The organism is Butyrivibrio sp. AE3003 (genome assembly GCF_000686065.1).
GTDB lineage: Bacteria > Bacillota > Clostridia > Lachnospirales > Lachnospiraceae > Butyrivibrio > Butyrivibrio hungatei_A.
In genome coordinates, this window is the sequence record NZ_JMLX01000001.1 from 2200081 (window position 1) to 2226534 (window position 26454).

The following is a 26454-nucleotide window of genomic DNA, read 5'->3' on the forward strand; positions in this document are numbered from 1 at the left end:
AGACATCACTCACTAACCGTTTCAGGTACATCTTCTCCGGTATATGCGGAATCGTTTGTATATAGCTTGTCGCAAGTGCCATAGACCTTAAGCTTCAAATATATCTTTCCGTTATCCATAAGCACAGCAGCATACTCCGTACCATAGGTCGGAACAAGGCAATCTACAAATCTGCATTTCTCACCGGATTTAGTCTCGGTATCCTTATAACCGACCGCCCCGATTTCCGTTCCAAACTTAAAGTAATCCTCATACAACTCGTCGTCTCCAATAAGCTTTTTGATCTCAGATAATTGCGACTCTGTATAAGCTTTATTCAGTATGTCATCATTTATAAATGCTTTCTTATCTCGTGTATAATCTCTGCCGGCCCACACGTTCATCCCCAAACCGAGTAATCCTACCTGCTTGACATGCACGGTATCACCGTCCATTTCAAAGCTCAGATATTCATCTTCCGCTTCGGTATACTTGTAGACCGCAACATTATCTTTTACAAAAAGCGCGTCTCCTTCTATCTCCCCTGTGTGAAGGTAATAATAAAAGAAACCCGAAAAGTGAAATCCTTTTTCGCTCTGATCTGTTATTGTAATCTCCCCGCTATAAGACGAGTGCTCTCCGCCATACCATTTTCCTTCAAAATTAGCGGCATTAGGGCATTCTTTTGCCTCACTGTAAAGCTTGGACCAATAATCTTCTGAACTATCCAAAACGCTTGCACTGTCTTCTTCTGCCGAATCGACAGAAGCACCGGATACAACTTCCACCGAGGCTTCTGAACTTGTGCTTTCCTCACCGGACTCGATATTTACCTCATCCTTTCCACACCCGGCTGCAGAAGCCATGAGCAAAACAATCATCAGCGCCAAAATTCTTCTCTTATTCATCAGTACTCCAATCTCTAGCTCGTTAAACATCTATAGACAATAATATGGCGTATTGCAGAAATGGTCAAAATGATTCAGAACGTTCATATCCCCCCTGGCATACTTCTCAACTACAAATTTCACGGATTCGCAAAATCAAAGAAGCCTTCTGTACCATGAAAGAAAAGCCGAGAGGCCTCGTTAAACCGGTTGTGTATATTGAAGAATAAGCTAATACTATGATATAAATAGGAATAAAAAATGACCTATCAGAAGTTATGGGATGAATCTGATAGGTCTGCTTTATTAATGATATTTATCCTTTGCTCTTTTTCAAGTTATTCTCAGAAATATTATTTCATTCCAATCAGCAAATTGTCCAAAAAGAAATCACAAATCCCATTAACTAATTAGTTCATTTGTGGAAAAATTGAAAGTTTTATTAATTCGATTTCTTTATGATTAATCGTGTGATATAAATATATCGATTGGTTTTTTTGTTTTAAATTTGAGAAAAGAGGGATTGGAATGGCAGAAGTAAGTAATAGTTCTACTATGTTATCACAAGAAGAAATAGATAAGCTTATTAAAAAACTCGAAGAAGAAAAAGAGAATAACGCATAATATAAGGGGCTGTTTCAGCCCCTTTTGTGTTATATAGAGTTATCATAGCCAGCCCGAAATCAAAGTCATATGTTCGGAAAGTTTTACAGCTTTAGGCTTCATCGTATGGCTATAAGGCGGATTTTCTTGTTGTTGCATATGTTGATATTCAAGGCAAAAAAAACTAAGTTTTTCATTCTTCGCTCCAAAACTCGCCCAAGAATGGGCTCAAACAGTTGGAGCGAAAACAGAATGAAAAGCTTAGTCTTTTTATTGCTCTTGAATATAGCAACATACGCAAATACTGCGAAAATCCGCCTTATAGCCATACGATGAAATTAAACCTAGAACTTTCCGAACATATGACTTTGATTCCGAGCGTTATAAAAGGCTGCAACACATAGTGCTACAGCCAGTTTTATTACAGCGTTGAATATCCAAATCCGTTGCAGATGGCATCGACGGGAACTCCGTTTTTGCACAACGGACATGAATCCTGCGATGCAGTTGAGTAATCGGGAAGATCGCGCATCGTGAATAATGCGCGGATCGGAATATTCTCTATCTGGGTAGCTACAGAGAAAATTGCTGATATACCCACAATTTCCCCTTTATAAAATCTAATGGACTCCAGTGCGCTCTTTAAAGTTTTTCCTGTAGTTGCTGAATCGATCAGGATAAGCACCTTTTTTTCATTTATCATGTGCTGATTATTCTCACGGAACATCATCTGACCGTTGACATTATATTCGGGTGCCGTAATGTACATGGACTTATGGGAATTCATGGATAATATTCCTGCCTCGGTAAGCTTATTGGCCATGTATGAGCCAACCACTTCCATTCCGTCAAGACACAGGATCGTATCGATAACATCGGAAGACATGTACATCTCAGCAAGCGATTCACCGGCCGCACGAGCCTCTTTCATTCTTGCTTTGGTATCACAAAGATCGATATAGTAATTAACATGGGAATTAGGGGTTATGAAATGTCCCTTTGTATAACGAAGAATTACGTCAGTATTTCCGGTGTATTCAAGTTTTTTGTATCCTTGCATGCGTACCCTCCTATGAGCCCATCGGCAAACAACAAAACAACCTAAATCTTATTACCATATTTACTTACAATACCATTATAATTTATATCTTATATCAGATGCAATTATAGCCTCTATTAATAAGGATGTTTTCAACCTGTGCAATGTCGTCTGTATGGATCACCATAATAGGAAGACCTGAATCACGGTTAAAAGAAAGATATGTGTAATTTACGTTTATATTGCTGTCAAATAAGGTCTTTAAGATCTTGTCCAAAGATCCGACTTCATCCTGACACTCAACGGCAAGAACAGGAGTTGTCTTGCAAATGTAGCCTGCGCTGCTGAGTACTTCGATGCTCTTTTCGGGATCTGAAACAACCATTCTTATTATTCCATATTCTGCAGAATCATTGGTTACCGATCCAAGAATATTGATTCCGTTTCTGCAAAGAATACCTGTAACATTCTGTAAGCATCCTTTTTTATTTTCTGCATAGATAGATATTTGCTTTAACATATAATTGCTCCTCTTCTGCTTGATTATGCATGTATTCTAACATTGCACTTTATTATTGTCCAGTGTAAAAGAACTCCTTCACTCCTCGTATTCACTGAAAAAACATTTCGCTATCATATAATAAGAAAAGCGAGGCTACAAGCATTATATAGCCTCGCTTATCGTAAATTTATTAACCTTCGCCCTCTTCAAAAGCTTTGTTCACCGCTCTCAAAACATCCGAAGTATTAAACGGCTTAACGATAAAGTCTTTTGCTCCCTTTTTTATTGCCAGGACTATCATTCCTTCATATTTCTGATCGGAACACATGATAACACGTGCTTTTGGATCGTATTCCCTCACAGCGACCAATGCATCTATCCCGTTCATCTTAGGCATGTTTATGTCAAGAACCATAAGATCGGGATTCTTTTCTTTATACATATCGACTGCTTCGTCCCCGGTAACGGCTTCGCCTACAATATGATATTCTTCGGAGCTAAGCGCATTCTTTATCATCTCTCTGAATAATGCTGTATCATCTGCTATCAATACCTTCTTCATAACGTGGTCTCCTTATTTGAAACATCAACGAATTGGCACGATTTGACTTTTGACACCTATATCATATGATATACGGATTGCTCCATGACTTTCGTCACCTATATCATATATATATTATGTCTACAAAAACGTATATATTTCAAATAAAATATTGATAAATATAGCACGATTTTTCAGCTTATTTTTTGTTGAGTCTGGCTAAATCCGCCTGTCTTATGCGGGCTCTGCTTATCTTTCCGCTGCTTGTTCTCGGTAATTCGTCTACGAATTTGATTATCCTGGGATACTTGTATATCGCAACACGCTTTTTTACGAATTCCTGAATCTCAGTTCCGAGCTTGCCTGTATCTTCAACGCCATCTTTGAGGATAATGCTCGCTTTTACAACGGCGCCTCTGTTCTTTGAAGGAAATCCCGTAACAGCGCACTCAAATACCGCAGGGTGGCACATTATAACGTCCTCTACTTCGGAAGGTCCTATACGGTAGCCGCTTGATTTAATGACATCGTCATTTCTTCCCAGGAAAAAGAAATGTCCGCTTTCATCCATGATAGCTTTATCCTTTGTATGATAAACGCCACCGTGCCAAACTTCCTTATATAATGCCTCATCACCGAGGTATCCCTTAAAAATGCCTATAGGTCTTTTGTCCCCTTCGGGAATTATGACTATCTCGCCCTCTTCACCTGCAGCAACAGGTTTATTATCCTCATCGACCAAAGTTACCTTATATAAAGGAGACGATACACCGATGGAGCCCTTTATCTGCTCTTTGCCTACAGGTGTGCATATCTGTAGCGCGGTTTCAGTCTGGCCGAACCCTTCGCGAATGCGGATTCCCGTCATGTCAAAAAACTTTTCCGCTACTTCTTCAGGCATCGGCTCGCCGGCAGTTGTCGCATTTTTTAAATTGCTAAGATCGTACCTGGAAATATCTTCCAGAATAAGATACTTATAAATAGTAGGCGGAGCACAGAACGTGCATATCTTTTCCTCAGCGATAAGCTTCAGCAGATCTGCGGCATAGAACTGCTCATAGTCATAGACCATTATGGCTGTTCCTATAAACCACTGGCCATACAGCTTGCCCCATGCAGACTTAGCCCACCCTGAATCGGCAACCGTAAGGTGCAGTCCGTCATATTCCACACCGTGCCAGCATTTAGCCGTGTAGATATGTGCTATCGGATATGAAAAGTCATGTATTACCGCCTTTGGCGCACCGCTTGTACCTGACGTAAAATAGTAAAGCATATTGTCATTTACATCGGTACTTATTCTGTCAAGTTCCTCAGAAGCTTCTTCCATGATTCCCGCAAAAGAGATTGTATCCTTATAGCTGTCTCCAACTACAATCTGAATGACATCATGCCCTGAAACGGCGCGTTCCACTTTATCACAGATCTGCTCTGAATTAACACAGATCACGGCCTTTGCTCCAGAGATATTAATTCTCTCTTTAATATCCTCGGAAGATACCATATGTGACGTAGGTATAGCTATTGCTCCAAGCTTATGAATCGCAAGAATGCTGATCCAGAACTCATATCTTCTTTTTAGAAGGAGCATTACAGGATCCCCTCGCTTTATTCCAAGCGATTTAAGAGCATTTGCAGCTTTATTGGTAAGTCTTTTAAGATCACCGAAAGTAAATCTCGTATCCCTGCCATCCATGCTTCTGTGCACCATAGCAAGTTTATCCGGACATTCTTCGGCAAATTTGTCTATCACATCATAAGCGAAATTGAAATTGTCATCAAAACTTGTTTCAATACTTACTATATTTCCGTCTTTATCGCATTTTTCCTTATAGTATTTTTGATATATGTTAATCATCTTTGCCTCTAATATCCGACTCTTCTGAATTTTTCATATCTTTCATCGGTAAGTGTATCAATATCCGTAGCCAACAATTTCTTAAGCTCCGAATATATATCGTTTTCTAAGTTCTCAAAAGAATCATTGCTACAAATCTTATCTATAAGTCCCAGTTTGTACAGCTTCTCGGCCGTAAGATAAAGCGCATCCGCGACCACATCTGCTTTTTCCGTACTTTTCCATAAGATATTCGCGCAACTCTCAGGTGATACCACGCTAAAATACGCATCCTCCAGCATCCATATTCTGTCCGCATGTGAAAGAGCAAGTGCGCCTCCGCTTCCACCTTCTCCGATAACTACCGATAAGATTGGTGTACGCAGGTCAGACATTTCATACAGATTCTCGGCAATTGCTCTTCCCTGGCCGCGTTCTTCCGCATCTACGCCGCAAAAAGCACCGGCAGTATCTATAAAGCACACTATCGGTCTGTGAAACTTTTCCGCCTGCTTCATGAGTCTCAAGGCCTTTCTGTAGCCTTCGGGATGAGCGCTTCCAAAGTTATGAGCTATCCTGTCTTCGGTATTCTTACCTTTTTCAATTCCGATAACTGTCACAGGCATGTCTTTTATCATTCCTATACCTGCGATAACGGCTCCGTCATCACCAAAGTATCTGTCACCGTGAAATTCAATAAAATCACCGATAACGGCGTTCATATAATCAACCGCCGTGTACCGGTTGTCACTTCGTGCACCGAGCACGATATCATAATCTCTCATATCTGCCCTCTTGTATTCTTCTTTAGCAGTTGTGAATCTTAAGTATCTTTTCAAGGTAATCCCTTTGCTTATCTCTTGTTACAATGTCATCTATAAATCCGCATTCCAGAACTCTTTCTGCTTTCTGGAAGCCCTTGGGAAGCGCTCTGTTAAGAGTCTTCTCAATAACACGGGGGCCTGCAAATCCTATCCTTGCTCCGGGCTCTGCAAGCGTTATGTCCGCAAGCATCGCAAAGCTCGCATCCACTCCTCCCGTCGTAGGATTGGTCAAAAGATTTATATACAGATTTCCCGCATTGTTATGTCTTTTAACCGCCGCGGAAACCTTAGACATCTGCATAAGAGAAAGCATTCCTTCCTGCATTCTTGCTCCGCCGGAGACTGTAACTCCAATAACGGGAAGGCTCTTTTCGGTAGCATATTCAAAAAGACTTGTAATGCGCTCTCCGACAACCGCTCCCATTGACCCCATCATGAAGTTTGCATCCATTGCAAAAATGCATGTTCTGTAGCCGCCAATCGTTGCAACACCGCAGATAACGCCTTCATTTTCACGGCTCTTTTCCCTGGCTGCCTGCAACTTACTGTCATACTCGGGGAAATCAAGAATATTCTTTGACTCAAGATCTCCGAATAATTCCACAAAACTTCTTTTATCCGCGAGCATCAGTATTCTGCGCCTTGCTCTTACGGGAAAGTAGTGCCCGCAGTTCGGACATACGAAATTGTTTTTTCTAATCTTGGCTACGGCTGTCTCTTTCTGGCATCTCTTACAGGTTACTTTTCTGCTTTTCGGCTTAACATCGCCATATTCAAGCTCATTATTTGCTTTTAAAAAAAGACTTTTTAATTCCATAGTTTACAAAACCTTCTGACATATCCCCGTGTCGTAATTGCCGATCACAAATTTGTTGTTGTCCATGAACTTCATATGCATCTCTCTGTTGTTATCAACACCGACAAGCACAAACTCTGAGAGTGCACTTTTCATCTTACGGATCGCACCGTCCCTTGTATCCGCACAAACTATGAGTTTACCAAGCATGGAATCATAGAACGGAGTCACCTCATAGCTCTGATAGAGCGCCGAATCAAATCTCACGTCTACTCCTCCGGGTATATGCAAAAGCTCAACCTTTCCGGTAGACGGCCTAAAGTCTACTGAATTTTCCGCACAGATCCTACATTCAATTGCATGCTTATTGTGCGCGATATCTTCCTGATTAAAAGGAATATCTATTCCTGCCGCAGTCCTTATCTGCCACTCAACTATGTCTATGCCGCATACCATCTCAGTCACGGAGTGCTCAACCTGAAGACGGGTATTCATTTCCATAAAATAGAAGGAATCCCCTTTAACAAGAAACTCCACGGTTCCAACGGTTACATAGCCAACCGTTTTGGCAAGATCTGAAGCAGCTTTGTACATCTTTTCACGTGTTTCATCAGATAAAACAGGAGCAGGACACTCCTCTATAAGTTTCTGGTTTTTGCGCTGAACGGAGCAGTCTCTGTCGCCAAGGACAATTACTTTTCCTCTCTGGTCCGCAAGAATCTGAACCTCAACATGCTTTACGTTCTCGAGATACTTCTCCATAAAGATGGCATCATCTGCAAAAGAGCTCTTTGCTTCCTTTTTTACCTGCTCAAAAGCCGGTATTAATTCGCTTTCCTCTCTTACAACACGGATTCCCTTTCCGCCACCGCCGGCTCTCGCCTTGAGTATTACCGGATATCCTATCTCTTTTGCCCATCTGATCGCAGCCTTGTTGCTCTCTAAGATGTCGCTTCCGGGTGTGACGGGAACTCCGGTACTGACAGCAATCTGTCTCGCAATCTCTTTTTGTCCCATCTTCTCCATGACTTCGGAGCCCGGGCCGATAAGCGCGATGTCGTTTTCTTCACACTTCCTTGCAAACTCAGGATTCTCGGAAAGCATACCGTATCCGGGGTGGATTGCTTCAGCTCCGACAGCCTGAGCCAACGTAATTATGACGTTAATATTCAAATAGCTGTCGTTTACTAAAGGTCCGCCGATGCAGTAGCTCTCATCAGCCATCTCTACATGAAGTGCGTCCTTATCTGCATCGGAATAAACCGCAACGGTCTCTATTCCCATTTCCTTGCATGCTCTGATAACACGTACGGCAACTTCACCACGGTTTGCTATAAGAATCTTAGAAAACATGTCACGCTTCCTCTCTTTCTCCTACTTCCGTAATGGCAAAAGAAAAATCTCCGCTCATACATTTTTTCCCATCTACAGTCAGTTCCCCATGAAGTACATACATGGGGTGAAAAGACCTTATGACCTTAGTGTCGACTCTGATCCTGTCTCCGGGCTTAACCATGTTTCTGAAACGAACTTTATCAAGTCCCGTATAAACAGGAATAACTCCGCCATTCGCCATCTTATCCGCAAAAAGAACGCAGGCTGACTGTGCCATTATCTCGCACTGTATTACTCCGGGCACGATGGGATTACCGGGGAAATGTCCCTGTAAAAAATACTCATCGCCGCGCACGTTGTAATAACCTGTTGCCGTTCCGTCCTCATTGAGATACGCCTCATCAACAAGAAGCATCGGCTCTCTGTGCGGAAGTATCTTTTTCAATTCTTCTCTATTCATAAATTCCTCTTACTCAATAACAAAAAGTGTCTGTTTATACTCAACAAGCGCGCCGTCTGTAACACAGACTTTCTTGACAACCCCGCTCACGGGAGCTTTTACTTCATTCATCATTTTCATTGCCTCGATGGTGCAAAGTACGTCTCCTTCGGATACTTTGTCGCCTTCCTTGAGAGCTTTCTTTTCACCGACAGATGCATAGAAGATTCCAAGAAGCGGTGCGTTTACTGCAGTTCCGGAAATGCTTTCTTCCGCTCCCTGCGCGCTTTGAACGTCCGGAGCACTCTCCTTTTGTACCGGCGTAGCTTCTACTACCTTTACGCTCTCGGTCTTACAGGAGTTCTCTCTTTTCATTTGAATCTTAAAGTCTCCTTCTTCGACAGAAAGCTCTGTTAAATTCAATCTTAAAAAAAGATCACCGTACTCTTTTAATGAACTCATAATTGCCCTTTCTCAATTAACTTTCTTAAATGCTATACATGCGTTGTGTCCGCCAAATCCGAGTGATGTGCTGATCGCATAATCAACAGCAACTTCCTCAGCTTTGTTTACCGTATAGTTAAGATCGCACTCTTCATCTTTTTCTTTGTAATTGATTGTCGGAGGTATGATTCCGTCATTAAGTGCAAGAACGGAAGCAATCGCTTCAACCGCACCTGTTGCACCCATCATGTGTCCTGTCATAGACTTTGTTGAACTGATGTGGATGTCATATGCTTTCTTACCAAAGACTTTCTTTATTGCCTTTGTCTCCATCGCATCGTTAAGGTGTGTTCCTGTTCCGTGTGCATTGAAATAAATCTCGTCGCTGTCGCTTACTTTTGCTTCATTTACAGCAGCCTGGATTGCTCTTACTGCGCCGTCTCCTTCCGGATCGGGAGCTGTGATGTGATAAGCGTCAGATGTGTTTCCGTATCCTACAACCTCAGCGTAGATCTTTGCTCCGCGCTTCTTTGCATGTTCGTATTCTTCAAGGATAAGGATTCCTGCGCCCTCACCCATCACGAAGCCGCCTCTTCTCTTATCAAAAGGAATACTTCCCTCTGAAGGATCTTCTGAAAGATTGAGCGCCTGACAGTTGATGAATCCTGCCATGGCAAGTTCATTGATTGAAGCTTCACTTCCGCCTGCGATGATCGCATCTGCATATCCGTGCTTGATAACTCTGTAAGCTTCACCGATTGTATGTGTTGAAGTAGCACATGCGGTAACGATAGGAAGTGTGGGGCCTTTGGCACCAAACTTGATCGATACGGCACCTGCTGCCATATTGCTGATCATCATGGGAACGAAGAACGGAGAAACCATCTCAGGTCCCTTTTCATCAAGCTTTCTTGTCTCGCGGATTGTTGTGTTTATTCCGCCGATTCCGGATCCTATATATACACCGAAGCGCTCTTTATCAAGCTCGCTATCAAGGATTCCGCTCTGCTCAACAGCCTGTCTTGCCGCAGCCATTGCATACTGCATGAAAAGATCTGACTTACGGATTTCCTGAACGGTGTCATAATATTTTTTAGGCTCAAATTCTTTTACTTCTGCATCAAGGCTAACCTTAAGTCCCGAAGCATCAAATCTCTTGATCTTGTCAATGCCGCATTTTCCGGACTTTAAGCTCTCCCAAAAAGTATCAATATCATTTCCAACCGGTGAGATTACTCCCATTCCTGTAACAACTACTCTACACATACATTCCTCCATCTACTTTTATAACTTCGCCTGTGATATATGAAGATTTCTCACTTGCAAGGAAAAGTGCAAGTTCTGCGATATCTTCCGGCATTCCGAGTCTTGCAAGCGGAAGCTGCTTCTTAAGCTCATCTGTCTGAGCTTCGGATAGCTGAGCTGTCATCTCGGTAGCTATATATCCGGGTGCGATGGCATTGCATCTTATATTCTTTCTGCCATATTCTTTAGCTACAGTCTTTGTAAAACCTACTATTCCTGCTTTTGATGCAGCATAGTTTGCCTGGCCTTTATTTCCCATCAGTCCTACAACAGAACTGATATTTATGATGTTTCCACCTTTTCTCTTTATAAAATTACGGATAAAAGAGCGTGTTACATACATTGTTCCTTTTAAGTTAATGTCAATAACATCGTCTATATCCGCAATACTCAGTCCCGGAAGCAAGTTGTCTCTTGTTATTCCGGCATTATTTACTACTATGTCCACTCCGCCGAAGTCTGCCAGGATTTCCTCTGATACAGAAGTTACCTGATCGGCGTTCTTTATATCACACAGATATAACTTTACATCTGTACCGTTCTTCTTAAGTTCTTCGATAGCGGCCTGCGCCTTTTCATTGTCTTTTGTTGCGATTATCGCAAGGTTCGCACCGTTCTCTGCGTATTTCTTCGCAATGGCGTTGCCTATTCCTCTTGTTCCGCCTGTGATTACAGCAACTTTTCCCTTTAACATTATTTTTTCAGCTCCTCCACAACTTTATTCAATGAATCAATATCGCTCACGTTATAAATGTTTGCTCCGGGAACAGTTCTTTTTACAAATCCGGAAAGAGTTTTTCCGGGGCCACATTCTATGAATGTGTCAATTCCTGCTGCCGCCATATTGTTAAGTGTCTCTTCCCACTTAACACTGTTTGATATCTGATTCGAAATCGTATCGATTATGCCTTCTTTATCATCGGGATACGGCTTTGCAGTCATATTCGCATATACCGGAGTCTTGGGATCGTTTATGGAATACAGATTTTCGTTTCCTATCTCTTCCTGTAGTCCCAAAGACGCTTCCTTCATATACGGTGTATGGAAAGGACCGCCCACCGCGAGTGCCACGAATCTCACTCCTTTTTCGGAAAGAGCTTCTTTTAACTTCTCAATCCTGTCTTCCTCCCCGGAAACAACAATCTGTCCCGGGCAGTTATAATTGACAGGATATACTCCGAATTCATCGCATAATGATTCAAGCTCACTCTTATCCATTCGCATAACAGCTATCATGCTGCCTTTCTGCGCATCTGCAGCTGCCTGCATAAGCTTTCCTCTTTTACATACCAGTCTGAACGCATCATCTTTGGCGAGCGTTCCGGACATTCCCATAGCAACGACTTCTCCAAGTGAAAAGCCGGCGATTGCATCAGGTTCAACCCCACTGTTTACCAATGCTATCGCACTTGCAATATCAGCCAGAAAAAGACAAGGCTGTGTGTTCTCTGTTCTTTTCAGCTCCTCTTCCGTTCCCGAAAACATCTGATCAAGCGTTCCGGGCCTTACAGTTTCGGCAGTGTCAAAAAACTCCTTCACTTCAGTTACATTCTCATATAGGTCTTTTCCCATTCCGGCGTACTGACTCCCCTGACCGGCAAATAAAAATGCGATTTTATTCATATCTTCTCCACTTTTCTACCACTTTTCAGGCACCCATAAGTGCCATCGCTTCATTGTATATGCCCTTGATGATCTCCTCACAGGTTCCTTCGCTCTTAACGAGTCCGGCAATCTGTCCGCACATACATGAACCGTACTTTACGTCTCCGTCTATAGCTGCTTTTCTAAGTGCGCCTGCGCCCATTGCTTCAAGCTCTTCACTTGTAGTATTGGGATCAAGCTCTTTTGCCTGAAAATCTCTTGTCATTCTGTTCTTCAAAGCTCTTACGGGATGACCGAGAGACTTTCCTGTTACTATCGTGTCTCTGTCTTTTGCACTAAGGACTTTCTCCTTATAGTTTTCATGCACACCACACTCTTTTGCTGTAAGGAATCTTGTTCCCATCTGTACAGCCTTTGCTCCAAGCATATATGCTGCAGCCATTCCTCTTCCGTCGGCAATTCCGCCTGCAGCGATAACAGGGATGTTTACTGCATCTACAACCTGAGGTACAAGTGCCATGGTCGTTGTCTCTCCGACGTGTCCGCCTGATTCGCATCCTTCCGCGATAACAGCGCTTGCGCCCATACGTTCAACCATTACGGCAAGTGCAACACTGGCAACAACACAGATGACCTTTATATTTGCGCCTTTAAGCTTTTCCATGTATTTCGAAGGATTTCCTGCTCCTGTGGTAACAACTGAAATACCTTCTTCACATACAACATCCACAGCCTCTTCAATAAATGGGCTCATCAGCATCAGATTTACTCCAAAGGGCTTATCTGTAAGCTTTTTGGCCTCTTTTATCTGAGCCCTTAACTGTTCGCCGTTTGAGTTCATCGCAGCGATAAGTCCAAGCCCACCGGCATTCGAAACTGCTGCGGCAAGCTTTGCATCGGCAATCCAAGCCATTCCACCTTGTATTACTGGGTATTCAATCCCAAGCATTTCGCAAACAGGATTTTTTTCCATCTTCTTAGTCCTCCAAGCGGATCACTGCTTTTCAATAAGCTCCGCAAGCTTGTCAATTGTTGTGATTTCCTGAGAAAGCTCGATCTTGCAATCAAGTTCTTCCTGCATCTGCATTACAAGTTCCATGATGTCGAGTGAATCAAGTCCGATTTCTGTAAAAGTATCAGTTGTCTTGATCTCTGACTCCTCCTTATCAAGGTACTCTGCGATTATACGTACAATTGTTGCTTTTACATCTTTCATGTTTTTTTCTCCCTTTTCCTAATTATTTTTCCTATTTTCTGAAAATAGGATTGTGAAAACTTAATTCTCTGTTACAATAAACTTGGGTGTTACCCCCAGGTCAAGTGTCTTTTTGATATTTTTTTATCATTTTTAAGGAGGTTTCTATGACAAGATTTAGTGACTTCAAAGAAGAAGACATAGAGTATTCACTGAGCGTAAGCTCGTTTGCAAAACTATGTGGTACCACAAGAGATACCCTCAGATATTATTACGAACAAAATATTTTGACTCCGCGAGTTGATCCAAACAATGGCTATCACTACTATTCGGCATCACAGATCAGTTCATTCTTTTTTATAAATACAATGCGAAAAGCCGGTTGTTCGATAAAAGAAATAAGCACTACCATTCACAATTCCAGTAAAGAAAGTATCTCAAAATTGGTAAATTCAAAAATACTGGATATGCAACGTGAGTTATTTCTTATCAATAAAAAGATAAGTTCTCTTCACCTTGGACTTTGGATCTTGGAAAAATATGACGGTTGCAAACCCGGTGTTCCGTTCCTTGACACTATTCCTGATATGAGTTTTTCATCGACAAAAGTAAAAGATAAATCTTCTTCCTATCACGCCGCCGATGTTGCCAAGGATATCTCCGCCCATTTGGCAAAAGCCAGTTCAGACTCTTCTTTTGCCGCATTTCCTTCGGGAGTAACTATCGATTATAAAGATCTTTTAAAAGGGGATTACGTATATAACAATATAATAACTTTGTCTTTTTTGCCTGCGGATAATGTTGATTCGTTCCCTCTTCCGAGCAGAAGAGTGATAAGTTGTTATCACGATCACAACACTTCCGGAATAGACAAGACATATAAGAAAATGGTTACATTCATAAAAAGGAACAAGCTGACCGCCTGCTCCGATCTTTTTTCCGTGAGTCTTATAAATATATATAATAAAGAAGCAGACCACACGTATTTTAAGTATTTGTTCATCTGCGTCGAGTAATCTTACCTAAATAATGCAACTTTTAGACACATCATTATTTTATTTCGTTAATTACTCTGACATTAAGGCCTCACCCTCATTTTAAACCATTTAATCATGCGTCTTTTCAGAATTATGCACTAAAAAATACTATAATTTTTGGCGTTTTTTCGATTCAAAACTCTTGTAAGGCGCATAAAAACATTGTAAAATCTTGATTAGTAGTTAAAATACTCATTTTGAGGGAGGTATTATCATGAATAAGACAGAACTCGTTGATGCTATTGCAAAAGAGACCGGTCTTTCTAAGAAGGATTCTGAGAAGGCTGTAAAGGCTTTCACAGAGGCAGTTTCTAAGGAACTCAAGAAAAAGGGCAAAGTTCAGCTTGTTGGATTTGGTACTTTCGAGACAGCTAAGAGAGCTGCCAGAACAGGTAAGAATCCTCAGACTGGCGCAGCTATTAAGATTCCTGCAGCTACTGTTCCTAAGTTCAAGGCTGGTAAGGCTCTTAAGGATGCTGTTAACGGTAAGAAGAAATAATAATTTCAATTCCCCTGCTTATCAGTGTTGATTTGCAGGGGATTGTTTTTGCTTAATTAATCGTAATATCAATATTCATATCTTCTGATCTCGCAATTATTTATCCCAAATCTTGAGAATTCTTCGTTATCCATTTCCCTGAAATAAGATTCTACGATCCTTACGATTCCGTTATGTGCAACAAGTATATACTCTTTATCGTCTTTCTTAATATCATCAAGAAGGTTATATATTCTCTGAGCCAGTTGCATCATTGATTCACCGGTTTTGAAACGGCTTGCCATGTGCTTTTTAGCTTCATGAAACTCAAGTCCGTCTCTGGCCGTCGATTCGTATATTCCAAAATTCTGTTCTATAAGCCTCTGCTCAACTCTTACCGGAATACCGGTGACTTCCGAGATATGTTTTGCCGTATCGTATGCTCGCATCAATGGGGAAGTAAGTATCTCATCCGCCTTGATATTCTTTTCCTTGATCATGCGTCCAACCTCGATTGCCTGTTCATGCCCTCTTTCGGTCAGTGCGATGTCAGTTGCTCCACAGATCTTGTTTTCAACGTTCCAGATGGTTTCCCCATGTCGTACAAAATAAAAATGATCCATTTGTAATTATCCTTCCAAAAATAAATGTGATATTTTATTATTTTCGTTTTTTCGAAAACTTAAATTAAGTTTCACCTTTAATTATATTCACATAATGAACACAACTTTTTCACATAAATAACACACGAAAAAGCGAAAATAGCTATTGCGATTTGCAGGAATCGACAATCCGGTTTTCGATTATATATTTTAAGAAAGAATATATTCTACACTAAACATCTTTCAGTTTCGGCTACAAATTCCAATGTGTTTTTTTATTTCTTTCTAGCTAAAAAATCTTATTCGCTATTTTAGGAATAAGCGTCTTTAATTGAAATGATTTTTCTTTTCTGTTATCTTTGGCTCCTTCGAGACTTGTCCGTCATGATCCTGCAGTCACCGGCACTATGTCACGAAGGAGTATCCTTATTATATCAAAAGACAACCGTTCGGGGCACCGCCATTTGCGCACTTTTACGATATGCCTTATTTATACTTGACTTGTCAGGACGATACTGCAATAATATGTTAGATACATACCAAAATACTTGTATACAATTTGCAGGGGATTGATTTATGAAAAAATACAGTGAACTGTCACAAGATGAATTAATTAAAGAGAAAGAAGTTCTTTCAAACGAGTACAAAAAGTGGCAAGCCAAAGGCCTCAAGCTCGATATGAGCCGCGGAAAGCCTTCTGTTGAGCAGCTCAATCTTTCTATGCCTATTTTTGATATCTTAGACGGTAAGTCTTTAATGAGATGCATGAATGGTGTTGAAACAAGAAACTATGGTTGTTTGGAAGGTATCGTTGAGGCTCAGCATCTGATGGCCGAAATAATGGACTGTCAGCCCGAGCAGGTTATCGTTTGCGGTAACTCTTCCTTAAATATAATGTTTGATACCGTTGCACGCGGATATATGTTTGGTTTTGGCGGCTGCACACCTTGGTGCAAGCTTGATAAAGTTAAGTGGCTCTGCCCTGTACCGGGATATGACAGACACTTTGCCATAACACAGCATTTCGGATTTGAGATGATAAATATCCCCATGAACGAAGACGGTCCTGATATGGATATGATCGAAGATCTCGTATCAAAGGATGACTCGATCAAGGGAATCTGGTGCGTTCCGAAATATTCAAACCCTCAGGGAATTGTTTATTCGGATGAAGTTGTTCGTCGCATGGCTAACCTTAAGCCTGCAGCAAAAGATTTCAGAATCTTCTGGGACAACGCTTACGCAGTACATCACTTATATAAAGAAAAATGCAAGATCTTAAATATCCTTCATGAATGTGAAGAAGCAGATAATCCAAGCCTTGCCTTTGAATTCGCTTCAACTTCAAAAATCACATTTGCAGGTGGCGGAATCGCTGCCATTGCCTGCAACAACGCAAACAGACAGGAACTTAAGAAAACTCTCACTGTTCAGACTATTGGATTCGATAAGATCAACATGCTTCGTCATGCAAGATACTTCATGGATGTTGAATCCGTAGATGAGCACATGAAAAAGCATGCCAAGATCTTAAGACCTAAATTCGAGATGGTCATCAAGACTATGGAACGAGATCTCGGTGATACAGGTTGCGGAACATGGACTTCTCCAAAGGGTGGTTATTTTATCACTTATGAAGCTCCAAAGGGTACTGCTTCACGTATCGTTGAGCTTGCAAAAGAAGCAGGTGTCATCTTAACTCCTGCAGGAGCACCTTTCCCTTATCACATGGATCCTATGGATTCCGTAATAAGATTTGCGCCTTCACTTCCGCCTCTTGAAGAACTTGAGCAGGCTGCAGACATCTTTACAGTATGTGCAAGGATCGCATACTTAGAAAAACTGATATTAGCCAAAGCATAATTTCACACCATACGGAAAAGCTCGGACATTTACCATAAAATGTCCGAGCTTTTTTATTTTCTTTTATTCACGATACTTTTTAATTTAGTAAGATACTCCATCTTCTTTGCAATATCAAAAAAATTACTCATACCAAGAATTCCGGTAATGACATATATCGGAGCAAAAACAATCAGATACCTCGGCTGCGCCTCAAACAACATAACAAAGGCAGATAAGCCTATAATACTCAGCATAATAAAACGATAATTCCATTCATTTTTTATAAACAGACTAAAGAAAAGAATTCCAAGCCACATAAGCTGCGTAAGATTCAGATAAACCGGAAAGCCTTTATGATCCGGTCTGTAAAAAAATCTGATTCCTGAATTCGCCGGTGTATCCTCCGAAAACTTATCGGTAATAAATCCTTCTCCGTCAAGGCCGTTTCCGAAAGAACCGTCATTGTAATTTAAAATAAGTTTATGGATCATCAATTCACAAAATCCGCCGGGACCCATTTCTTTCAAACGTTTCTTTATAACCTTTTTATTTTGTGACACACGCTCTTCTCTATCGGAAATATAATGTGAAAAGTTATCATCCTCGCCGTTAAACGTACCGTCAGAATCAACATTCATACCGATCATCAGCCAATGAAACATTGAAAAGCTCTTTTCCCGATCATGTTCCATTCCCGTTTCACTTTCAAAAGTCTTGATCACTGAATAACTTCCCAGTTTAAATGCCGGCACCAGAAGTACCAATATAAGTATTATCGGAACAAGCTTTTTAACAATTTCCACTCCCTTATTTTCAACAAGCACATAAACGGAATGTGCTATAACAATTGCAATCAGCATTATCAGCGATTCCGCTTTGATATGAAAACCGATTATCGAGACAAGAAGCAGCACTATCCACTTTATGATTGTTTTTTTTACAGAGTTCTCATTAATAGATAGGTATATCCACAACACAAGCACCGGGAAGATAATCCCCAATGAGTCCGTATATAATACAAAATTCCAAGGTGAGATACATACGAATACATAACATACCAAGAATCCCAACGACCGCATTTTCTTATCGCCTGTCAGCTTGTATATACTATCGGCAAGAAGCAGTCCCACACAGTAATAAACAATGCAATTAAATACCACACAAAATCCGTAAGCGGATATATAAGAAGATAATCCGATATGCGTAGCTAATGAAAACAGTTTGGCATATAAAACCAGTGAAAGCATGTTGTTGGTGTAATGCGAGTAATATCCCGGCTCAAAAGAATTTCCAACCGCCAGATTATATGCATCTTCGGTAAGCGTTCCCGCATCCCATCCGGTTCCATACATCGAACATAGAGCGATTATCACCTGAACAACAAAAAGAACTATAAGAATGACGCCGCTTTTAATTTTGAATCTTTGAAAATCAAAACACTCAAAGCACCAATATAATAAAGAAAAAAATATGATTCCAAATAGCATCAAAATGGCGTTCCCCAAAACAAGATTTCTTTTAAAATATTCATTGTAAGGGATAAACGTTGATATCAGGATAAAAAACAATGCTACTATAATAAGAATTCGAAAAAGTACAGAAATACTGCTGTTTAATATTTTTTTTAACTGCAACATAAGGGCCGCTCTTTTCTCTTAAGATATTATTCCTTCAAATTTTCGCTTAATTCTAACATTGCCAAAATAAGCGGTCAACCTACGCAGAACATAATTTGAATATCGTATAATCTTTTGTTATCATACGTATATCAAATACTTTTTTTATATAATCGGAGCGTTATTATGAATAATACATTTATTGAAGCAATCGGATATTTAGGATCGACATTGGTTCTTGTTTCTTTCCTTATGGCCTCTGTGGCAAAATTAAGAATCGTAAATTCGATAGGTAGTGCGATATTCACATTATATGCGTTTATCATTCACTCTTATCCCACTGCGATAATGAATATATGCCTTGTTTTGATAAACATATATTATCTTGTAAAGCTGAATAATACATCTGTTGAATACACTTGTATAAAAATATCAAAGGATGATTCTGTAATAAAGCATTTCCTTGATCACTACAAGGAAGATATTTCCAAGTGTTTTCCGGGCATAAATACCGACTTTGAATCGGCAGATGTCGGATATGCGATTCTACACGAAGGAACTCCTGCCGGAGTATTTCTTGGAAAAAGACAAGCCGATGACAATATAGACATTCTTTTAGACTATTCTATTCCTCAATTCAGAGACTTCTCTATAGGTAAGTTCTTGTATTCAAAGCTTCCCGCTGACGGAATAAAAACCCTTACCTATAGCGGTCCCGATAAGCATCACATGAAATATCTTGCAAAGCTTGGTTTTGAGAAATATGAAAGCTGTTACAAAAAAAGATTTTGATCACCTGTTTTTGGCGATATCCATTATCTGCTGAAAAGTTGTTATATCATTGGCGGTTATCTTAATGTTTGACTCAATCTCTTTTCCGTCAGGTGTAGTCACTTTCACGGCAATAATTGTTCCTTCTTTCATTGAATCATTTCCGATTGCTTTGAAAAAAGCGATGATCTTGGGATGTTCCTGTTGGAATATCTGAAAGCGCTGTTGTAATTGCATTAAACTCATTGGATTCATATTTTTAAAATTTCTCCTGTTTTTCTTTTTATACTAATGTAAAACTTGAGCGAAATCAAATTATTTTCCCGACAATAGGTCTAGAATATGTATGCGCTTACATATTAAAGAAATACCTGATATATAAAAGGAGGATAATAAATGTACGGATTTGGTGATATGATACAGAAACTTAAGGCAAACCCGAAGACCATCGTTTTTCCCGAAGGATCAGATCCCAGAATCTTGGAGGCTGCTTCACGTCTTCTTGCCGGAAACTTTTTGAAACCTATATTGCTTGGAAATGTTGACGAGATCAATCGTTCTGCCGAAGATGCCGGATATAACATCAGAGGCGCTCAGATAATCGATCCCGAGAACTATGATAGATTTGATGAAATGGTAGAGACTTTCTGCGAACTTCGTAAGAGCAAGGGAATGACTCCCGAGAAAGCTATCCCGATTCTCAAGCAGACAAACTATTTTGGAACAATGCTTGTAAAGATGGGACTTGGTGACTGTCTTCTCGGTGGTGCAACATACTCTACTGCAGATACAGTAAGACCTGCACTCCAGATCATTAAGACAAAACCTGAAAACACTATTGTTTCATCATGCTTTATTCTTGTTCGTCCTTCAGCTACAGGGGAGAACGAAGTGATAGCAATGGCAGATTGCGGTATCAACATCAACCCCAACGAAGACGAGCTTGTTGAGATTTGCGGCGAGACTGTAAACTGCGCTCAGAGATTTGGTGTTAATCCCAAAGTTGCTTTCCTTTCATTCTCTACAAAGGGCTCTGCAAAAGATGAGACAGTTACAAAGATGCAGAACGCAACAAAGAAAGCTCAGGCAAAATATCCTGATGTTCCGATTGACGGAGAGCTTCAGTTTGACGCTGCGGTAGCTCCCAATGTTGCAAAGCAGAAGGCTCCCGGTTCACCTGTTGCAGGATATGCAAACACATTCATATTCCCTGACATCAACGCAGGAAACCTTGGATACAAGATTGCTCAGCGTATGGGCAACTTCGAAGCATACGGACCTATTCTTCTTGGTCTTAACGCTCCGATCAACGACCTTTCTCGTGGCTGTAATGCAATCGAAGTTTACTCAATGTCTATCATTACAGCTTCTCTTGCATAAAGCGGTTTCTTTGTAAAATATAAACGAACATAAAACACCCCATAGAAATCAGATATCCTGACTTTTATGGGGCTATTTTTTACTCATCTTTATTTAGTTCGTGCTTTCCTCTGCGTTCGTGTTCTTTATCTTTGTAATAAGCAGCCTTATCTTCATACATACGCTCATCTGCTTTTTTAACAGCTTTATTGATTTCCCTTGAATCTTCAAGCCATATATAGCCTGTCGCAGCAGATACTTTTTCCAGTTTAGTGCGAAGTTTTTTCACAAGCTCTGTAAACTTCTCTTCGGTTATCTCGGGGATGATGGCTATAAACTCATCTCCGCCTATCCTGTAACAATACTTCCTCTTAAATACCGAAGCAACGATTGACGATGTCTCTCTTATCTTTTCATCTCCGGCATCATGTCCTTCAGTTGCATTGATTGCTTTAAGTCCGTTTATATCTATGTAGCACACGCCTACTACAGAAGACATTCCTGACAAAACAAGCAGCGCCTGATTCAGAGAGTTTCTGTTTCCAAGCCCCGTCAGCGCATCGTGGCTTCCAAGATACATCATCTCTTTTGTCAGAGCTCTGTTTCTCATATCGTAGGAAATAAAGATTGCTACCGACTCCATTACTTCTGCGACATTTATCGGCAACGAATTTTCATAATTATCGGCAACAAGGTATCCGATGATCTCATCGTTATCATGAAGCGTTGTCACTATATATCTCGAAACACTTCCCGCAAGAAGTCCGTTATAAACCTCTTCTTCATACTGCTGGATAATAGAAGTGTCATTTATAACTATAGTGTTCTTTCCCTTAAGCTGTCTGTCCCACATATCAACTATGTTCATCCGCTCAAAATCTTTTCGACTCGGAAGATTAGAAGCATGTGCATCATTAAGCCACTCTCTTACATCTACAACCTTTTTGTCTTTTACCTCAACGATTCCTACACGGTCAGCTTTTATCGCCTGTCCGAGTAGCTTCAGTACTTTACGTATTCCTTTGCCAAACTCTGCGGATGACAAGGCTGTAGCGCAATCAATAACAAGCTTACTGGTATTGGAAGCAAGCTCGCGATTATCCTCACTCTTTTTTGCAATTGTTATGTCATGGATTATAAATGCACAAAAGCCCTTCTGATAAACAGGAACAGCGCAGTATTCAAGCCACTTGTCATGTTGTGTGTTATAAGTCCTTATTGTCGAAGACTGTCTTAAGATCGCAGCCTGATAACTATATTTGATCCAGTCCTCATCTCTGTTCATAACAGTCTTTAAATATGTATTGCCAACAAGCTCAGCCGAAGGCTTTCCGACAAGCTGAGAATACTTCTCATTTGCGAACAAAAAAAGCATATCCTTCACTGTTCCGAAAGGATCTGTCATAACTTTAAAAATACAATATGCATCCGGCAGATCTTTTAGCATATACAAAATATCACTCGGCGCAAAATTAGAAGATGATGAGTATCCAATTTTTCCGTCATTCTGATTGTCCGGCATCTGCATTCTCCTTAATTAAGTATATTCATTTACTTCCTTTCGTAAATTATACTATAAAACAGTACACTTTGCACCTATACCGATGGCTCCCCCACATATTTTACCAATTCCGCGCGGTCAAGATTTTCTCCGATTATTATAAGTACCGCCCTGTCTGTGTTTACGCGCTTTGTATCATACCTTTTCCTTGTAACATTAAGTTCAATCTTTTCGGTATCGCCTACTTGGATAAATCCCTTTATCCTGTGCACATTCCCGCATTTCTCATCCTCAAATATCTTAGTTACCGTTTCATGCAACAATTCTTCATCTATTGTAAAATCAAAATAAAACAACGTTTGATATCCGGAATCTCCTACGTGCATTCGCTTGGGATAATCAGCTTTTTTATATCCCGAACCGATCATCTTGTTATAATCCGCATCTGAAAATTCATCCCAGTTTTTCGCGATTATATCTTCAGGTCTTATTACTCTCGAGCACTCAAATTCATCCATGACTGACTCGATATGCGAAAGAATCTCATCTCTTTTTTTCTCATTTTCTTCGTCCAACTTACTTACGACAACCACTCCTGCCGACGCAATCTCAGACATCAGCATATAACGGGACTCCTGTGACAGATCCGCCACGTGCTCCGCATCGTATATACATATGACGCTTCCCATCTCATACCACATATCTATCGGCGACTCATACAATATGTCAAATAACTCATCCGGATCAAAAACGCCTGACGGCTCGATTATTACCCTGTCATATCCAAGCATTCCCATCGCTATAAGCTTTGTCTTTAGCCTTCGCTGATGCGCCACCTCTCCGTCTCCGCCGACTATCATCTCAATATTACAGTTTTCACCGAGCAGCTCCTGCAAAAGGACCATATCTACATTTATGGCTCCGAAATCATTTTCGATGATGCATATTTTTTCACCTTTTTCCATGAGCTTTTTTGCATATTTTTTTAAAAAGGTGGTCTTTCCCGATCCGAGAAATCCTGTTATAAGATCGACTTTGGTCATTCTTTCTCCATCCCAAAAAAGAGGCCCATAAGACCTCTCTTTTCTTAATCTTCAACTGTTATACTCTCTATCACTATGTCCTTGCCCTCTATTATCTTTGCCTTTTTCCCGCCGCAATTAGGGCATAAATATCTGTTGCTCTTATCGGGAAAATACTCTTTTCCGCACTCCTCGCACAGCGCTTTTACGGGAACCTCTTCGCATATCAGCTCGGTTCCGTCAAGCGGCGTACCTTCCACGACTTTTGTATAATACTTATTTAGATAATAGGGCAACACTCCGCTTGTCTTACCAACAAGAACATGAATACTCTTTATCTTGCTGTCTTTTGCAGAATCCATCGCCATCGCTACTATCTTCGTAACGTAACTCATCTCATGCATATTATTCACCGTACATCATATTTTAATTATCATTTTATAGCATTTTAATTGAATAAATCCTGCTTAGAAAAGATAATATTAATACTTAAAGGAGGGTTTGCCATGTCACATAATGCCATAAAAATATGCATAGGCTGCGGTCGTACATTTAATGCCCGCAACAGTAACATGCCCTTTTGCTGTAAATTCTGTAAAAAGAGATACTCCTATCACTACACTTTCAAATGCAGTGATTGCAGAAACGCAGCATGTGAAGTAAGAAACAACTATTTAAGCGGCTGTGCAATAGGCTGTCCCAATCTTAAATGGGTTCCGTAAGTCTCTTGTTATCACATGCCAAGCAAATGGTTAATAAACTGCTGCGCAACACGACCGGAGATGCCGCCGTGGTTCATTTCCCATCTGTCTGCCTCTCTAAACAATTCTTCTTCCTTCATATCTATTTTATTCCTGATTGCCAATTTTTTGACAATATCGTAATATTCCTGTCTTGAAGGCTTATAATAGCCGATCGTCACACCAAATCTGTTTGCAAGCGAAAGCTTCTCTTCCATTGTATCCGAGTGATGAATATCAGCATTCTGTTCAACATCATGCCTGTCTCTCCAAGTCTCGCGGATGAGATGCCTTCTGTTTGACGTCGCATAAATAAGGATATTATCGGGTCTTGTCTCAACGCCACCTTCGATAACCGCTTTGAGGAACTTATAATCGGATTCATCTTCTTCAAAAGAAAGATCGTCCATATAAATAATAAACTTATAGTTTCTGTTCTTGATCTGCGAAATAAGTCCGGATAACAGCCTGAACTGATACTTATATATCTCGATCATTCTAAGCCCGTCGCTGTAAAACTCATTTACTATAGCTTTTATACTTGTCGATTTTCCCGTACCGCTGTCACCAAAAAGAAGTACGTTGTTCGCTTTCTTTCCCTCAACAAATGCCTTGGTATTTTCAACAAGTTTCTTCTTCTGGATTTCATATCCCACAAGGTCGTCAAGCACAACACTGTCCATGTTGTTTATTGATGAGAAAAGAATCTTTCCGTCGTTTCCCTCATTTAATCTGAACGCCTTATTAAGACCGAATGCGCCAACACCGATTTCCTTGTAAAAATTCGTTACGGTATCAAAAAAAGCATTTTCATCCTTAGCATTTTCAAGCTTTTCAGAAAGGCTTCTCACCTTTTCGCTTACGTTGTGATTGTACATAAGCTCAGGCTTCTCAATTGCCTTATAATCCGTTATGCATGAAAAACAATCTATCTCAAGCGCATCTTCTATTTCTGAGAAATCATATTCAAAAAGTTTTTTGAAAACGCCAAAATCACTCTTTGCAAAATGATTTACGCTTCCGTCCTTGCTTCCAACTTTTTCACATGTCAAAGAAAAAGGATTTTCCTGCATGATCAGAAGATATGTCAGATAGTTATGCCATAAGTTTTTATCAAAAGCATAATCTGTTCCCAACTCAAGAATTCTTTTTATCTGTTTATATATTCTTGTCGTCAGGTCTGTCTTATCATAATCATTTGAGTGAAAATCCTTAAAAACAGACGCAAGCTGCATTAATATTGAGTTTTGAGGCTGATCGCCGTAAATCAGCAAATTTGATACCAATTGTTCCATAATATTCTCCGATAATAATTTCTATGATGATATACAAATTCTTTTTTGTACCTACATCATGTATGATAGGTAAATTATATATCAGTTATCTGAACTTGGCACCATTTTGCATTTATTTTATTCGGTATTTCCTTAGATCTGCATAGCTTTGATCTTACTTGATATAGCGGTAGCAAGCGCCTCATGACCTTTTTCATCAAGGTGCTCATCGTCGCGCTTACTGGGTGAAGCATATGAAGAAGCCGCAAGGAAAGTGTTTCCTCTTTTTTCCGCAATCTTCTTGTAAGTTTTTGCGAGTTCTTTACTGCGGTTCACAGAATCCGTGTCAAACTCCGGATCCTTTGTGGGCTGCCACACATCGTCGCCGAGGTGAATGGGCGATACGACCAAAACTTTCTCAGGCGATACATATTTTTCAATCTCCTCTATGCAACGCTCGAGGCCTTTTCCTATCACATGTGGGTTGGCATGGTAGTATGTTTTGCAGTCATTTGTTCCGAGCATGATTATTACTCCGTCTAAAGGAGAAGCACTCTCAAGAATAAGGGGAAGTGTATCGACACCTTTTCTGAAAGGTCTTATCTCATCTTCAAATACGGTTGTTCTTCCGCAAAGTCCCTCTTCTATTATTTTTGTATCATTAAGTTTGTTCTGAACAAGTCCCGTCCATCTGATCTCATCGGGATATCTTTCCTTTGTTCCGGGGATAAGCCCCCATGTATTCGAATCACCAAACGCAAGTATGTTTTTCATAGTTTTTTGTACTCCTTTGATAATTCCATTATGCTATTCAAACTTTATTTTGTATAATATTGACATCTTATAGGCAGACATAAGCATTTCATATTACAATATTT

The 26454-nt window shown here is 40.3% G+C and carries 28 protein-coding genes; 5 read left to right on the forward strand and 23 right to left on the reverse strand.

Features of this window, described 5'->3' with window-relative positions:
* Positions 1–5: 5 nt before the first annotated feature.
* From CD00_RS0110510 to CD00_RS0110585, 15 genes are all read right to left on the reverse strand, one after another.
* Positions 6–887 carry a hypothetical protein gene (locus CD00_RS0110510; protein WP_026655938.1) on the reverse strand — a complete coding sequence of 294 codons (882 nt, stop codon included), beginning with the start codon at positions 885–887 and terminating at the stop codon, positions 6–8.
* A 1003-nt stretch (positions 888–1890) separates the two neighbouring features.
* Positions 1891–2529, reverse strand: coding sequence for a hypothetical protein (locus tag CD00_RS0110520; RefSeq protein ID WP_026655939.1), 639 nt, complete (start codon positions 2527–2529; stop codon positions 1891–1893).
* 94 nt (positions 2530–2623) lie between these two features.
* A complete protein-coding gene (locus tag CD00_RS0110525; RefSeq protein ID WP_026655940.1) occupies positions 2624–3028 on the reverse strand; it encodes an amino acid-binding protein in 405 nt (134 codons plus the stop codon).
* Between the two features lie 172 nt (positions 3029–3200).
* The gene (locus CD00_RS0110530; protein ID WP_026655941.1) at positions 3201–3572 is read right to left on the reverse strand and encodes a response regulator; all 372 of its coding nucleotides are present in this window, start codon (positions 3570–3572) and stop codon (positions 3201–3203) included.
* A 178-nt stretch (positions 3573–3750) separates the two neighbouring features.
* The gene (locus CD00_RS0110535; protein ID WP_026655942.1) at positions 3751–5409 is read right to left on the reverse strand and encodes an AMP-binding protein; all 1659 of its coding nucleotides are present in this window, start codon (positions 5407–5409) and stop codon (positions 3751–3753) included.
* 8 nt (positions 5410–5417) lie between these two features.
* The gene (accA, locus tag CD00_RS0110540; protein ID WP_026655943.1) at positions 5418–6173 is read right to left on the reverse strand and encodes a carboxyltransferase subunit alpha; all 756 of its coding nucleotides are present in this window, start codon (positions 6171–6173) and stop codon (positions 5418–5420) included.
* A gap of 22 nt (positions 6174–6195) precedes the next feature.
* The gene (locus tag CD00_RS0110545) at positions 6196–7029 is read right to left on the reverse strand and encodes an acetyl-CoA carboxylase carboxyltransferase subunit beta (RefSeq protein ID WP_026655944.1); all 834 of its coding nucleotides are present in this window, start codon (positions 7027–7029) and stop codon (positions 6196–6198) included.
* 3 nt (positions 7030–7032) lie between these two features.
* Positions 7033–8361 (reverse strand): acetyl-CoA carboxylase biotin carboxylase subunit, encoded by a 1329-nt coding sequence (locus tag CD00_RS0110550; protein WP_026655945.1) that lies wholly within the window; start codon positions 8359–8361, stop codon positions 7033–7035.
* 1 nt (position 8362) lies between these two features.
* The gene (gene fabZ / locus CD00_RS0110555; RefSeq protein ID WP_026655946.1) at positions 8363–8803 is read right to left on the reverse strand and encodes a 3-hydroxyacyl-ACP dehydratase FabZ; all 441 of its coding nucleotides are present in this window, start codon (positions 8801–8803) and stop codon (positions 8363–8365) included.
* 9 nt (positions 8804–8812) lie between these two features.
* A complete protein-coding gene (locus CD00_RS20885; protein ID WP_026655947.1) occupies positions 8813–9244 on the reverse strand; it encodes an acetyl-CoA carboxylase biotin carboxyl carrier protein in 432 nt (143 codons plus the stop codon).
* A gap of 12 nt (positions 9245–9256) precedes the next feature.
* A complete protein-coding gene (fabF, locus tag CD00_RS0110565) occupies positions 9257–10492 on the reverse strand; it encodes a beta-ketoacyl-ACP synthase II (RefSeq protein WP_026655948.1) in 1236 nt (411 codons plus the stop codon).
* The gene (fabG, locus tag CD00_RS0110570; protein WP_026655949.1) at positions 10485–11225 is read right to left on the reverse strand and encodes a 3-oxoacyl-[acyl-carrier-protein] reductase; all 741 of its coding nucleotides are present in this window, start codon (positions 11223–11225) and stop codon (positions 10485–10487) included. Before fabG ends, fabF begins: the two co-directional genes overlap by 8 nt.
* Positions 11225–12154 (reverse strand): ACP S-malonyltransferase, encoded by a 930-nt coding sequence (gene fabD, locus CD00_RS0110575; RefSeq protein ID WP_026655950.1) that lies wholly within the window; start codon positions 12152–12154, stop codon positions 11225–11227. The genes fabG and fabD overlap by 1 nt, the downstream gene beginning before the upstream one ends.
* Before the next feature lie 25 nt (positions 12155–12179).
* Positions 12180–13109, reverse strand: a complete 930-nt coding sequence (gene fabK, locus CD00_RS0110580) for an enoyl-[acyl-carrier-protein] reductase FabK (RefSeq protein ID WP_026655951.1) — start codon at positions 13107–13109, stop codon at positions 12180–12182.
* A gap of 21 nt (positions 13110–13130) precedes the next feature.
* Positions 13131–13352: an acyl carrier protein gene (locus CD00_RS0110585; RefSeq protein ID WP_026513845.1), complete on the reverse strand. Its 222-nt coding sequence runs from the start codon at positions 13350–13352 to the stop codon at positions 13131–13133.
* A 146-nt stretch (positions 13353–13498) separates the two neighbouring features.
* Here CD00_RS0110585 and CD00_RS0110590 point away from each other — a divergent pair, with 146 nt between their 5' ends.
* On the forward strand, positions 13499–14347 hold the full coding sequence (locus tag CD00_RS0110590) for a MerR family transcriptional regulator (RefSeq protein WP_026655952.1): 849 nt from the start codon (positions 13499–13501) through the stop codon (positions 14345–14347).
* A 235-nt stretch (positions 14348–14582) separates the two neighbouring features.
* Complete coding sequence (locus CD00_RS0110595) at positions 14583–14867, forward strand: HU family DNA-binding protein (RefSeq protein ID WP_013282588.1); 285 nt, start codon at positions 14583–14585, stop codon at positions 14865–14867.
* Between the two features lie 68 nt (positions 14868–14935).
* Here the strand turns inward: CD00_RS0110595 and CD00_RS0110600 are convergent, their stop codons facing one another.
* Positions 14936–15469, reverse strand: coding sequence for a histidine phosphatase family protein (locus tag CD00_RS0110600; RefSeq protein ID WP_026655953.1), 534 nt, complete (start codon positions 15467–15469; stop codon positions 14936–14938).
* A 555-nt stretch (positions 15470–16024) separates the two neighbouring features.
* Between CD00_RS0110600 and CD00_RS0110605 the strand changes: the two genes are divergently transcribed.
* Complete coding sequence (locus CD00_RS0110605) at positions 16025–17311, forward strand: hypothetical protein (RefSeq protein ID WP_026655954.1); 1287 nt, start codon at positions 16025–16027, stop codon at positions 17309–17311.
* A 53-nt stretch (positions 17312–17364) separates the two neighbouring features.
* Here CD00_RS0110605 and CD00_RS0110610 read toward each other — a convergent pair whose 3' ends face one another.
* Positions 17365–18645, reverse strand: coding sequence for a hypothetical protein (locus CD00_RS0110610; RefSeq protein ID WP_207640485.1), 1281 nt, complete (start codon positions 18643–18645; stop codon positions 17365–17367).
* A 399-nt stretch (positions 18646–19044) separates the two neighbouring features.
* Between CD00_RS0110610 and CD00_RS0110615 the strand changes: the two genes are divergently transcribed.
* The gene (locus CD00_RS0110615) at positions 19045–19701 is read left to right on the forward strand and encodes a YgjV family protein (protein ID WP_255346802.1); all 657 of its coding nucleotides are present in this window, start codon (positions 19045–19047) and stop codon (positions 19699–19701) included.
* Here CD00_RS0110615 and CD00_RS18055 read toward each other — a convergent pair whose 3' ends face one another.
* Positions 19702–19917, reverse strand: a complete 216-nt coding sequence (locus CD00_RS18055) for a hypothetical protein (protein ID WP_051199006.1) — start codon at positions 19915–19917, stop codon at positions 19702–19704.
* Between the two features lie 159 nt (positions 19918–20076).
* On the opposite strand from CD00_RS18055, the gene pta reads away from it, so the two are divergent.
* A complete protein-coding gene (pta, locus tag CD00_RS0110625) occupies positions 20077–21060 on the forward strand; it encodes a phosphate acetyltransferase (RefSeq protein WP_026655957.1) in 984 nt (327 codons plus the stop codon).
* A gap of 79 nt (positions 21061–21139) precedes the next feature.
* On the opposite strand, the gene CD00_RS0110630 is transcribed toward pta, so the two are convergent.
* From CD00_RS0110630 to CD00_RS0110655, 5 genes are all read right to left on the reverse strand, one after another.
* Positions 21140–22561 (reverse strand): diguanylate cyclase domain-containing protein, encoded by a 1422-nt coding sequence (locus CD00_RS0110630; protein WP_026655958.1) that lies wholly within the window; start codon positions 22559–22561, stop codon positions 21140–21142.
* A 74-nt stretch (positions 22562–22635) separates the two neighbouring features.
* Entirely contained in the window at positions 22636–23583 is a 948-nt protein-coding gene (locus CD00_RS0110635; protein WP_026655959.1) for a GTP-binding protein, read from the reverse strand.
* Between the two features lie 44 nt (positions 23584–23627).
* Positions 23628–23966 (reverse strand): hydrogenase maturation nickel metallochaperone HypA/HybF, encoded by a 339-nt coding sequence (locus tag CD00_RS0110640; RefSeq protein ID WP_242838960.1) that lies wholly within the window; start codon positions 23964–23966, stop codon positions 23628–23630.
* 329 nt (positions 23967–24295) lie between these two features.
* Positions 24296–25597 carry an ATP-binding protein gene (locus CD00_RS0110650; RefSeq protein ID WP_026655962.1) on the reverse strand — a complete coding sequence of 434 codons (1302 nt, stop codon included), beginning with the start codon at positions 25595–25597 and terminating at the stop codon, positions 24296–24298.
* A 132-nt stretch (positions 25598–25729) separates the two neighbouring features.
* The gene (locus CD00_RS0110655; RefSeq protein WP_026655963.1) at positions 25730–26350 is read right to left on the reverse strand and encodes a GDSL-type esterase/lipase family protein; all 621 of its coding nucleotides are present in this window, start codon (positions 26348–26350) and stop codon (positions 25730–25732) included.
* Positions 26351–26454 lie beyond the last annotated feature (104 nt).